This is a genomic window from Streptomyces speibonae, from assembly GCF_984686075.1.
Window position 1 is genome coordinate 2,351,116 of record NZ_OZ480260.1, and the last position, 12,215, is coordinate 2,363,330.

Genomic DNA, 12,215 nt, shown 5'->3' on the forward strand with positions numbered 1-12,215 from the left:
TTCCGTCCGTCTGCTGTCAGAGCGCGTCCGGGCCGCGCTCGCCGGTCCGGACCCGTACGGCGGTCTCGACCGGGATCGACCAGACCTTGCCGTCACCGATCTTGCCGGTGCGGGCGGCCTTGACCACGACGTCGATCAGCTGCTCGGCGTCGTCGTCCTCGACCAGCACCTCGATGCGGATCTTGGGCACCAGGTCGACGGTGTACTCGGCACCGCGGTAGACCTCGGTGTGGCCGCGCTGACGGCCGTAGCCGCTGGCCTCGGTGACCGTCAGGCCGTGCACTCCGAAGGCCTGCAGGGCCTCCTTGATCTCGTCGAGCCGGTGCGGCTTCACGACGGCGGTGATGAGCTTCATGCGTCCACCTTCTTGCTCTCGGCCTGGGCGGCGGGGGCGGTGACTGCGGTGCGGGCCGCGCCGCCGCCGGCGCCGCTGAAGTCGTATGCGGTCTCGGCGTGCTCGGCCTGGTCGACACCGGCCACCTCGTCGTCCTCGGAGACTCGCATACCGATGGTCTTGTGCAGGACGAAGGCGAGGAGCGCGGAAACGACCAGGGAGTAGGCGAGGACGCCGAAGACACCGGCGCACTGCTTCCAGAACTGGTCCAGGCCGCCGCCGTAGAAGAGGCCCGCGACGTCGGACTGGCCCTTGCCGGTGGCGAAGAAGCCGATGAGCAGGGAGCCGATGATGCCGCCGACGAGGTGGACGCCGACGACGTCGAGGGAGTCGTCGTAGCCGAACTTGTACTTCAGGCCGACGGCCATGGCGCACAGCACACCGGCGATGAGGCCGACCGCGATGGCGCCGAGCGGGGAGACCGCGCCGCCCGCGGGGGTGATGGCGACCAGGCCGGAGACGGCACCGGAGGCGGCGCCGAGCGTGGTGAAGGCGCCGTGGCGGATCTTCTCGTAGGCGAGCCAGCCGAGGACCGCGGCTCCGGTGGCGACCTGGGTGTTGACGAACATCAGTGCGCCGACGCCGTCGTCGTTGCCGAGCCAGGAGCCGGAGTTGAAGCCGAACCAGCCGAACCACAGCAGGGCGGCGCCGAGCATGACCAGCGGGAGGCTGTGCGGGCGCATCGGGTCCTTCTTGAAGCCGATGCGCTTGCCGATGACCAGGATCACGCCGAGCGCCGCGGCACCGGCGTTGATGTGGACGGCCGTGCCGCCGGCGAAGTCGATGACGCCGAGTTCGAAGGCCCAGCCGCCGGATCCCCAGACCCAGTGGGCTACGGGGAAGTAGACGACGGTGACCCACAGGGCGATGAACAGCGCCCAGGCGGTGAACTTCACGCGGTCCGCGAGGGCGCCGCTGATCAGCGCGGGCGTCAGGATGGCGAACATCATCTGGAAGACGAGGAACACGAAGAGCGGGATGGTGGTGCCGTCCCACAGCTCGGTGAGGCCGATGTCGCTGAGGCCGACCCAGTCCGAGTTCCAGCCGATGACGCTGCCGGAGTCGGTGCCGAACGCCATGGAGAACCCGTACAGCACCCACAGGACGGTGACGATGCCCAGGCTGATGAAGCTCATCATCAGCATGTTCAGGGTGCTCTTGACGCGGACCATGCCTCCGTAGAAGAAGGCGAGGCCCGGGGTCATGAGCATGACTAGGGCGGAACAGATGAGCATGAACCCTGTGTTGGCGGCGGACAGCGTGGGCGCGTCTGCGGCCAGGGTGATGGCTGGTGCCATCGGCGTCTCCTCGTCGTTGGTACGGCCCCGTGCGGGCGAAGCCTTGAGCGGATTGAGGGGTGGGCCGGTTATGCGCCATGAGATTGGCGCAGCGCCGTTTCGGTGGAAGCCCCTCGTTGTTTCGCCGCCGTGACGAAGACACCCGGCGTGTTACGGGTCGATGAACTGCCGGTCCCGGGGCCCGCCGATCGTTATCGTGGCGCAACCTTCGGTGTTCGGCCGGGAGCCGTGGCCGGAGAGCGAAAAAGCCGGCCGCGACCGGCCTCCGAATGACTGGCATGGGGGAGCCGAGTCGGGCAGTTCGGGAGGGCCGGCCGCGGCCGGGGCAGGGTGGCTGTGCGGGGTCAGACCGCCTCGGCGGTCTCGGGCAGCTCGATCGCGAGCCGCTCGGTGAGTTCCACGACGTCGGCGAGGTCCCCGTAGTCGCGTACGGCGGTGTCGACCGTCTTTCGGATACGAGTGTTGACGCGCTCGGAACGGACCTTCTTGGCCGCCTTGATGGCCTCGGTGGCCAGAACCGTGCTCTGCTCGGGCTCACGCTGGAGCAGGTGGACGGTGGCCATGCCGATCAGGTTGAGGGCGTAGGAGCGCTGGTGGGCGCCGCCCTCCAGGGAGAACAGTTCCACCGCCCGCTTCATCAGCGGCTCGGCGAGCGAGGCGTAGGTGGGGCTGCGGCCCGCGACGTAGGCGAGGTCGCGGAAGGAGTGCGAGTTCTCGGCGTAGAGCTCGGCCTCGGAGAAGAAGTGGATCCAGTCGGCGTCGGGCTCGTCCCACTCGTCGGCCTCGGCGAAGGTGTCCTCGGCCATCCGCACGGCCCGCTTGCACCGGCCGGGCTGGCCCATGTTGGCGTAGGCGCGGGCCTCCATCGCATACAGCATGGACTGGGTGCGCGGGCTCGCGCAGTCGCGGCTGCCGTACTGCGCGAGGTGGATCAGCTCCAGGGCGTCCTCGGGCCGGCCCAGGTGGATCATCTGACGGCTCATGCTGGAGAGCACGTAGGAGCCGAGCGGCCGGTCGCCCGCTTCCTTGGCGGCGTGCAGGGCGAGCACGAAGTACTTCTGGGCGGTGGGCTGGAGCCCGACGTCGTACGACATCCAGCCGGCCAGTTCGGCGAGTTCGGCGGCGACCTTGAACAGCCGCCGGGTGGCGGCCTCGGGCTGGGGTTCCTGGAGGAGGTCGGTCACCTCGTGCAGCTGGCCGACGACCGCCTTGCGGCGCAGTCCGCCGCCGCACTGGGCGTCCCACTGCCGGAACATGACGGTGGTGGTCTCCAGCAGGTCCAGCTCGGGCCGGGAGAGCCGCCCGCGCGCGCGGGCGGAGGAGGAGACGGGCTCGGGCTCGGGCCGGGGCAGCGGGGCGGGCGGGGTGGGCACGAGCCAGCGCTGCATGGGCTCGATGAGGGACGGGCCCGCGGAGAGGGCGAGCGAGCTCCCGAGGAAGCCGCGCCGCGCCAGCATCAGGTCGCTGCGCGAGAACTCGCTGATGAGGGCCACGGTCTGCGGACCCGTCCAGGGCAGGTCGACGCCGGTCGCGGAGGGTGCTGGGCGGGCGGTGCGCAGGCCCAGGTCCTCGACGGAGACGACGACGCCGAAGCGCTCGGAGAACAGCTCGGAGAGGATTCTGGGGATCGGCTCGCGCGGGTTCTCACCGTCGAGCCAGCGGCGCACACGGGAGGTGTCGGTGGAGATGTGGTTGGCACCCAGCTGGCGCGCTCTGCGGTTGACCTGCCGGGCGAGCTCGCCCTTGGACCAGCCGCTGCGGACGAACCACGAGGCGAGAAGCTCGTTCGGACGCTTCTCCGGACCCGCCGCGCTCGCCCCGCCACCGCCGTTGCCGCTCACTGGAACGCCCCCATCCCTGAAGACCACTTGTCGCTGAGTGCGCCAAGCCCTATCAGAATGCCGGTTGTCGGGGCCGCTCGTCCGGCGGTTGCCGCCCTTCGAACGGAGAGCCGAGTTGCCTCCGGCATACCCGCGAGTGCATGTGCCCCAAGAAGCCGTGCACACAAAGTAACCCTACGATCACCCGTCTCACCATGGCGGAACCGCAATCGCCACCATTCGCCACCCCTTCGAATGAACTCACGGTCGCCGTACCGCGATTCACTTGACACAGGACAGCCAAGAGTGGATGCAGCGATGCACGCAGGGGCGCGCATCGCCCGACGCACCACCCTCGACACGTCGAAGCGCCGGTTGGGCGACAGGGTGCGGGGAAGTCGGAAACAGAGCGTCACATTCGGCGTCCGCTACGTAACCGCCGATACGTCGGACCCGTTGGAGGGGGCATGGGCTTCACGATCGGTATCAGTCGGGGCATCCGCGACATCCGGTCCGGTTCGCGCCGCCGCGGCCGCTCGTCGGACGGCACGGTCGTGGCGGAGTACACCGGGCTGTGGGGCTGGGACGTGGTGCCGGGCGTACGGGCCGCCGCGGGCGCCTGCTCCTGCGGACACCCCGACTGCCGGGCACCGGGCGCCCATCCGCTCGGCCACGCCCCGGTGGTCCGGGCGGGAGCGTCCCTGGACGAGGTCACCTCGGTCTGGTCCGAGTTCCCCGGGGCCGCGCTGATGCTGCCGGTGGGGCGGGCGTTCGACGTGATCGAGGTCGCCGAGCCAGCCGGGCGCCACGCGCTGGCCCGGCTGGAGCGCATGGGCCTGCCGGTCGGGCCGGTGGCCGCCACGCCGGACGGCCGGGCGCACTTCCTCGTCGCGCCCGGGGCCGCCGTCGCCCTGCCCGATCTGCTCTACCGCATGGGCTGGGACGACCCGGCCGCGCTGGACGTCCACGGCCTCGGTCCCGGTGCGTACATCACGGCGCCGCCGTCGGACCGGGGCGGACTCGGGCCCGTCCGCTGGCTGCGCTCCCCCGCGCTGGACTCGGCCACGCGCCCTCCGGAAGCCCGGCTCCTGCTGGGCACGCTGGCCTACGTGGCCCACCGGTCGGGAATGTAGCCGGTCGCTCCAGCGGGCCATCGTGCCTCCCCCAGTGCCTCAAGGGCCTGGGAGGCACCCCGAAAGCACCGGGCTGCGCGAACACCCCCGGCCCGCACCGACGCGTCTCGGCGCACAGCGAAGCGCCCGTCCCCCGGAGGTACCGGGTGGGCCGGGCGCTTCGTCAGGTCCAGGACCGCTGAAAGGAACGTCACTCCCCAATGAGCGCATCCACGAACGCCTCCGGCTCGAACGGCGCCAGATCGTCCGCCCCCTCCCCGAGCCCGATCAGCTTGACCGGCACCCCGAGCTCCCGCTGCACGGCGATGACGATGCCCCCCTTGGCCGTCCCGTCCAGCTTGGTCAGCACGATGCCGGTGATGTCCACGACCTCGGCGAAGACCCGGGCCTGCACCAGCCCGTTCTGACCGGTCGTGGCGTCCAGCACGAGCAGCACCTCGTCCAGCGGCGCCTGCTTCTCCACCACCCGCTTGACCTTGCCCAGCTCGTCCATGAGACCGGTCTTGGTGTGCAGCCGCCCGGCGGTGTCGATGAGCACCGCGTCGGCGGCCATGTCCTTGCCCTCCTTGACCGCGTCGAACGCGACGGAGGCCGGGTCGCCGCCCTCCGGGCCGCGGACGGTGTGGGCACCGACCCGCTCGGCCCAGGTCTGGAGCTGGTCGGCGGCCGCGGCACGGAAGGTGTCGGCGGCGCCGAGGACGACGGTGTTGCCGTCGGCGACGAGAACGCGGGCGAGCTTGCCCATGGTCGTGGTCTTGCCGGTGCCGTTGACGCCGACGACCATCACGATCCCGGGGCCGCCGTCCTCGTTCTCGGTGTGCACGGTGCGGTCCATGTCGGGACCGACGAGGGTGACCAGCTCCTCGCGGAGCAGTCCGCGCAGTTCCTCGGGGGTGCGGGTGCCGAGCACCTTGACCCGCTCACGCAGGCGCTCGACCAGTTCCTGGGTGGGCTGCACACCGACGTCGGCGGTGAGCAGGGTGTCCTCGATCTCCTCCCAGGTGTCCTCGTCGAGGTGCTCGCGGGACAGCAGGGTGAGCAGGCCCTTGCCCAGAGCGTTCTGCGAACGGGAGAGACGGGCGCGCAGCCGGACCAGCCGGCCGGCGGTGGGCTCCGGGATCTCGATCTCGGGAGCCTCGGCGGCGGGCGGTTCCTCGATGACGACGGGGCCGGCGCCCGCCGGAAGATCAACCTCCTCGATGGTGCGCCGCGGTTCCTCCCGCGGCGTCTCGGCCTCTTCGCCGACATGCGGCTCGGCCGGAGGGGCGGTGATGTCGGGCGCGGCGGGCGGCGGCGGGGGCAGCGGCTTCTTGCGCCGGGTGCCGATGACGAGCCCGCCGAGCGCGCCGAGCACGACCACGGCGATGACTACAGCAAGGATGACGATGTCCATAACCCGTCCAGTATCGGCCATGGGTACGGCGCCCGGCCCGAACGCGGCCCGCGCCGGTCGGTCCGTGCCGCGCGGGGCCGCCATGTGCGGGCCGGGCGTGTGCGGGCCGCCATGTGCGGGCCGGACGTGTGCGGGCCGCCATGTGCGGGCCGGACGTGTGCGGGCCGCCATGTGCGGGCCGGACGTGTGCGGGCCGCCATGTGCGGGCCGGGCGTGTGCGGGTATGCCGCCGCCCCGGCGCGGACGGTGCCGGGCCGGGGCGGCGGGTGGGGGGTTGCGGGGAGAGGGGCAGCGGGGAGGTGAACCCTTCCCCCCGGGTTCGGCGGGGCCGGTCAGCCCATCTCCTCCAGCGACTTGCCCTTCGTCTCCTTCACGAACTTCAGGACGAACGGGATGGAGAGCGCGGCGAAGACGGTGTAGATCACATAGGTGAGCGACAGGTTCCAGTCGGCCAGCGAGGGGAAGCTCGCGGTGATGGCCCAGTTGGCGATCCACTGCGCGGCGGCGGCGACACCGAGGGCGGCGGCGCGGATCCGGTTGGGGAACATCTCGCCGAGCATGACCCAGACCACGACACCCCACGACAGGGCGAAGAAGAGGACGAAGACGTGCGCGGCGATCAGGGCGACCCAGCCCTGGGTGGCCGGCAGCTGCCCGTCGACCAGGTCGGAGGAGAAGGCCCAGGCCTCCAGCGCGAGACCGATCACCATGCCGACGGAGCCGATGACGGCGAGCGGGCGGCGGCCGATGCGGTCCACGAAGATCATCGCGATGACGGTGCCGACGATGTTGATGATCGAGGTGGTGAAGGAGTAGAAGAACGAGTCCGACGGGTCGACGCCGACCGACTGCCACAGGGTCGCCGAGTAGTAGAAGGCGACGTTGATGCCGACGAACTGCTGGAACACCGACAGGCCGATACCGACCCAGACGATCGGCTTGAAGAAGAAGCTGCCGCCGAGCAGGTCCTTGAAGCTGGACTTCTCCTCGCGGTGCATCGCCGTCTCGATCTCGGTGACGCGGGCGTCCAGGTCGGTGTCGTTGCCCTCGACCTCCTGCAGGATCCCCCGGGCGCGCTCGTGCTTGCCGACGGAGATCAGGTAGCGGGGGGACTCGGGGATGGCGAAGGAGAGCAGGCCGTAGAGGACGGCCGGGACGACCATGACGCCGAGCATGAGCTGCCAGGCCTCCAGGCCCATCAGCTCACCGCGCTGGTCGCCGTCGGCGGCGTTGAGGATGCCCCAGTTGACGAGCTGCGACACGGCGATGCCGATGACGATGGCGGCCTGCTGGAAGGAGCCGAGGCGGCCACGGTAGGCGGGCGGGGCGACCTCGGCGATGTAGGCCGGGCCGATGACGGAGGCCATGCCGATGGCGAAGCCGCCGACGATCCGCCAGAAGGCGAGGTCGTACAGCGAGAAGGGCAGCGCGGAGCCGACGGCGCTGATGGTGAACAGCACGGCGGCGATCTGCATGCACCGGATGCGGCCGATGCGGTCGGCTATGCGGCCGGCGGTCGCGGCGCCGATGGCACAGCCGATCAGGGCGACGGCGATGACCTGGGCGAGCGCGGCGGAGCCGATGTCGTAGCGGTCCCGGACGGCCTCGACGGCGCCGTTGATCACGGAACTGTCGTAGCCGAAGAGGAAGCCGCCCATGGCGGCGGCCGCCGCGATGAAGATGACGTGCCCGAGATGTTCGGGATGAGCCGTACCGGCTCCTGTTGTGTGTGCCTGCGTGGTGCTGGTCACGTGTACTCCTCGGGCCACCGGCAGCATCGCCGGATGGGGGGTCAGCCCTTCGAGGTCCACTTGAAGGTACCTGAAGGTAAAAACGACTCTGGAGAGACCATGTCTTCAACTTTTGAAGTCAATAGGCCCGGGTGGATCGGTTTGGAGACGTGGCGAGTTGCACAGCGTTCAGAACTTGAAGGTTTTGTGATGCCCCGGCGCAAGGGCCGGTCGCTCTAGCGCAGGCGCTGGCTGATGACCTTGGACACGCCGTCGCCCTGCATGGAGACGCCGTAGAGCGCGTCGGCGACCTCCATGGTGCGCTTCTGGTGCGTGATCACGATCAGCTGCGAGGCCTCCTGCAGCTCCTGCATGATCCGGATCAGCCGCTGGAGGTTGGTGTCGTCGAGGGCGGCCTCGACCTCGTCCATGACGTAGAACGGGCTGGGCCGCGCCTTGAAGATCGACACGAGCAGCGCCACCGCGGTCAGGGACCGTTCGCCGCCGGAGAGCAGCGAGAGCCGCTTGACCTTCTTGCCGGGCGGACGCGCCTCGACGTCCACGCCCGTGGTGAGCATGTTGTCGGGGTCGGTCAGCACCAGCCGGCCCTCGCCGCCCGGGAACAGGCGGGAGAAGACGCCCTCGAACTCGCGGGCGGTGTCCCGGTAGGCCTCGGTGAAGACCTGCTCGACGCGTTCGTCGACCTCCTTGACGACCTGGAGCAGATCCGCGCGGGTCTTCTTCAGGTCCTCCAGCTGCTCGCTGAGGAACTGGTGGCGTTCCTCCAGCGCGGCGAACTCCTCCAGGGCGAGCGGGTTGACCTTGCCGAGCTGCTGGTAGGCGCGCTCGGCGGCCTTCAGGCGCTTCTCCTGCTCTGACCGTACGAAGGGGCGGGGCCTGTTGCGCGGGTGCTCCCCCGCGGCGGAGCCGCTTTCGGAATCAGCCTCCGGGAGCTGTTCTCCCTCGGCGGGGGGCGAGGGCGGCACCAGCTGGTGCGGGCCGTACTCCGCCACCAGCCCCGCCGGCTCGACACCCAGTTCCTCCAGCGCCTTGGTCTCCAGCTGCTCCACCCGCAGCCGCTTCTCGGCGCCGAGTACCTCGCCGCGGTGAACCGAATCCGTCAACTTGTCGAGTTCCGCCTTGAGATCGCGCCCCTCGGTGCGGGCCCGGGCGAGATCCTGCTCGCGGCGGGCCTTGGCGGCCTCGGCGGCGGCGCGCTCCTCGTCGGCGCGGGCGAGGGACACCTCGACGTGGGCGAGCAGCCGGCGGGCGCCCTGCGCGACCGCTCCGGCGACGGCGGCCTCGTGGCGCAGCCGGGCCCGGCGCTGCTCGGCACGCGTCCGTGCCTCGCGCTCGGCGCGGGCGGCGCGGTCGAGGGAATCGGCCCGTCCGGCCAGGGCCTTGACCCGTTCCTCGTGCGTACGGGCCTGGAGGCGGGCCTCCATCTCGGTCTGGCGGGCGTTGGCGCCGTCGGCGGCGAGCCGGTCGCGTACGGAGGTGTCGGGCTCCTCCTCGAACGGCATCTCCTCGGCGACCGCGAGCCGTTCGGCGAGTTCCTCGACATCGGCGAGGGCCTTGTCGAGGGCATCCTGCGCGCGGGCCGCGGCGGCGTCGGCGCGCTCCGCCTCTCCGGCTGCGCCGCGCGCCTGTCCGGCGAGGCGGCCGAGCTGCTGGGCGACGGAGGACTTCTCCCGGTCGGCGGCCCGGCGCCGTTCACCGAGCTCCTCGACGAGGGCCGCGCACTCCTTGCGCCGGGCGGACGCGGCTTCCTGGGCCCCGGTCAGCTCCTCGCACCGTACGGCCAGCTCCTCCAGCTCGGCGGCGGCCTCGTCCACGGAGGCCTGCACCTCCAGCAGGCTGGGGGCGCCCGCGGAGCCACCGTGCGCGAAGTGGGCGCCGAGGAGGTCGCCTTCGGCGGTGACGGCGGTGAGGTCGGGGTGGGCGTAGACGAGTTCCTCGGCGTCCTCCAGGGTGCCGACGACCACGATGCAGTGCAGAAGCCGCCGCACGGCCGGCATGAGCTCGGCGGGGCCGCTGACGAGGCGCTCCGCGGGGAGGGGGGTGGAGCGCTCCTCGGGGAGGGGGGTTGCGGAGGGGGTGGCGGGTGCGGGTGCGTCGGGGCTGGGCGCGCCGTTCCCCGCGCCCCTGGAGGGGGTGGCACCTGCGGTGCCGGTACCGGGGGCGCCGTCCCCCGTGCCGCTGGGGGGCGTTTCGATGGACGTGGTGTCCGGGGTGCTGGTCAGGAGGAGGGCGGCGCGGCCTGCGTCCTGTTTGCGGAGGAGGCGGATGGCGTCGGCCGCCGTGGCCGGGGAGGAGACCGCGAGGGCGTCCGCCGCCGCGCCGAACGCGGCCGCGAGCGGCACCTCGTAGCCGGGTGTCACCGTCAGCAGTTCCGCGGCCGGGCCCAGCAGCCCGGTGAGGCTGTCCTTCGCGCCGAGCAGGGCGCCGGTGCCGTCCTTGCGGCGCAGGCCGAGGGCGAGGGCCTCGTGCCGGGCCCGGGTCGCGGCGCGTTCGCGTTCCGCCGCGGTGAGCGCCTCGCGGGCGGCGACGAGGGCGGCTTCCGCCTCCGCGAGCCCGCGCTTGGCCTCCTCGTGCCGCTCTCCGAGTTCGGCGTCGCCGGCGTCGAGGCCGTCGACCTCGGCCTGGAGGGTCTCGTACTCCTCCTGGGCCGCGGCGGCCCGCTCGCGGGCCTCGTCCCGGGCGAGGGCGAGCCGCTCGATCTCGGCCTGGGCCGCGGCGGCACGGGAGCGCGCGGCGCCCACCTGCCCCTTGAGCCGGGCGAGCCCCTCGCGCCGGTCGGCGATGGCCCGTGCGGCGTCCTTCAGGCGCCGTTCCTCCTGGGCGAGTTCGCGTTCCAGCTCCGCGCGGTGGGCGACCGTGTCCTCCAGGGCGCGTTCGGCCGCCTCCAGGGCGGCCTCCAGCTCGGCCTCCTGTTCCCGGATGCGGGCGGCCTCGCGCTCCATGTCCTCGGGGTCCCGGCCCCGCCGCTCCTCGGGAGGCGCCGAGGAGGCGCTCTTCACGCGGGCGTCGGCCAGCGAGATGGTGCCGCGCACCCGCTCGGCGAACTGGGAGAGTTCGTACCAGGTCTGCTGGGCGTTCTGGAGGCGCGGGGTGAGCCGGCGGACCTCGTCCTCCAGCCGGCCCTCGCGCTGGAGCGCCTTCTTCAGCTCCAGCTCGGCGGCTTCCTTGCGCTCCTTCAGGGCGGCCTCGTCGGCGATCTCCGCCTTGAGCGCCTCGCGCAGCCGTACGAGGTCGTCGGCGAGGAGGCGCAGCCGCGCGTCACGGAGGTCGGCCTGGATGACGGCGGCCCTGCGGGCGACGGCTGCCTGCCGGCCCAGCGGCTTGAGCTGGCGGCGCAGCTCGTCGGTGAGGTCCTGCACGCGCGCGAGGTTGGCCTGCATCGCGTCCAGCTTCCGCAGCGCCTTCTCCTTGCGCTTGCGGTGCTTGAGGACGCCGGCCGCCTCCTCGATGAAGGCGCGGCGGCCGGTGGGGTCGGCGTGCAGGACGGAGTCGAGCTGGCCCTGGCCGACGATGACGTGCATCTCGCGGCCGATGCCGGAGTCGGAGAGCAGTTCCTGGATGTCCAGGAGACGGCACGTGTCACCGTTGATCTGGTATTCGCTGCCGCCGTTGCGGAACATGATCCGCGTGATGGTGACCTCGGCGTACTCGATGGGGAGGGCGCCGTCGGAGTTGTCGATGGTGAGCGACACCTCGGCGCGGCCCAGCGGGGGCCGGCCGGTGGTGCCGGCGAAGATGACGTCCTCCATCTTGCCGCCGCGCAGCGACTTGGCACCCTGCTCGCCCATGACCCAGCTGAGCGCGTCCACGACGTTGGACTTGCCCGAGCCGTTCGGGCCGACGACGCATGTGATCCCCGGCTCGAACCGGAGCGTGGTCGCGGATGCGAACGACTTGAAGCCGCGGAGGGTCAGGGCCTTGAGGTGCACGCCGCCGGACTCTACCCGCCGGGGGACGTCTCACTCCATGAACGAGCGGTTTCGCGGGTGAACGCGAAGGGCACACCAGACGTTGAAGACGGTGAAAGGATGCGCGGGACAACAAGGAGCACCGTGCGTGGGGGTCGCGGGGGCGAGGACACACGGAGGGGCAAGAAAGAAGGGACGCCGTGGCGTCCCTTGCAGTTTCTTACTGCTTGGCGGTTGTGACGGGCGGTCCCGACCACTGCCGTGCTGGTTGTGGAGCGGTGCAGTGATCAGGTGAGCGCAGGCTCCGCCTGGTGTGCGTCAACGCTCTCCATGATCCTGTCGTGAGAAGCGGCAGCCGCCAGCGCGTCCTTCTCCGCCTGGATCCGTACGAGCTCGGATTCCAGGTCCTGGACGCGCTGCTGGAGCCGTCGCATCTCGGCGAGGAGTCGAGGGTCGGAGCCGCCGACGTAACCGAGAAGCGCCTTTGCCATGATGGATGGTCCTCCACACTGAGTGAC

8 protein-coding genes are annotated in these 12,215 nt (G+C 71.4%); 1 reads left to right on the top strand and 7 read right to left on the bottom strand.

What is annotated here, in order from left to right; all coding sequences use genetic code 11:
* Positions 1–16: 16 nt before the first annotated feature.
* From AC5L3C_RS10245 to nsdA, 3 genes are all read right to left on the bottom strand, one after another.
* Positions 17–355, bottom strand: coding sequence for a P-II family nitrogen regulator (locus tag AC5L3C_RS10245; protein ID WP_030231663.1), 339 nt, complete (start codon positions 353–355; stop codon positions 17–19).
* Positions 352–1,692 carry an ammonium transporter gene (locus AC5L3C_RS10250; RefSeq protein WP_493648569.1) on the bottom strand — a complete coding sequence of 447 codons (1,341 nt, stop codon included), beginning with the start codon at positions 1,690–1,692 and terminating at the stop codon, positions 352–354. The genes AC5L3C_RS10245 and AC5L3C_RS10250 overlap by 4 nt, the downstream gene beginning before the upstream one ends.
* Before the next feature lie 344 nt (positions 1,693–2,036).
* Positions 2,037–3,533 (bottom strand): transcriptional repressor NsdA, encoded by a 1,497-nt coding sequence (gene nsdA, locus AC5L3C_RS10255; protein WP_493648571.1) that lies wholly within the window; start codon positions 3,531–3,533, stop codon positions 2,037–2,039.
* A 446-nt stretch (positions 3,534–3,979) separates the two neighbouring features.
* Between nsdA and AC5L3C_RS10260 the strand changes: the two genes are divergently transcribed.
* Complete coding sequence (locus AC5L3C_RS10260; RefSeq protein ID WP_493648573.1) at positions 3,980–4,645, top strand: bifunctional DNA primase/polymerase; 666 nt, start codon at positions 3,980–3,982, stop codon at positions 4,643–4,645.
* A 190-nt stretch (positions 4,646–4,835) separates the two neighbouring features.
* Here the strand turns inward: AC5L3C_RS10260 and ftsY are convergent, their stop codons facing one another.
* The 4 genes from ftsY to AC5L3C_RS10280 form a co-directional block, all read right to left on the bottom strand.
* Positions 4,836–6,038: a signal recognition particle-docking protein FtsY gene (gene ftsY / locus AC5L3C_RS10265; protein ID WP_493648575.1), complete on the bottom strand. Its 1,203-nt coding sequence runs from the start codon at positions 6,036–6,038 to the stop codon at positions 4,836–4,838.
* A gap of 332 nt (positions 6,039–6,370) precedes the next feature.
* Positions 6,371–7,789: a sugar porter family MFS transporter gene (locus AC5L3C_RS10270; RefSeq protein WP_493648577.1), complete on the bottom strand. Its 1,419-nt coding sequence runs from the start codon at positions 7,787–7,789 to the stop codon at positions 6,371–6,373.
* Between the two features lie 215 nt (positions 7,790–8,004).
* The gene (locus AC5L3C_RS10275; protein WP_493648579.1) at positions 8,005–11,718 is read right to left on the bottom strand and encodes an AAA family ATPase; all 3,714 of its coding nucleotides are present in this window, start codon (positions 11,716–11,718) and stop codon (positions 8,005–8,007) included.
* 266 nt (positions 11,719–11,984) lie between these two features.
* Positions 11,985–12,188: a hypothetical protein gene (locus AC5L3C_RS10280; RefSeq protein ID WP_030824772.1), complete on the bottom strand. Its 204-nt coding sequence runs from the start codon at positions 12,186–12,188 to the stop codon at positions 11,985–11,987.
* Positions 12,189–12,215: the final 27 nt, after the last annotated feature.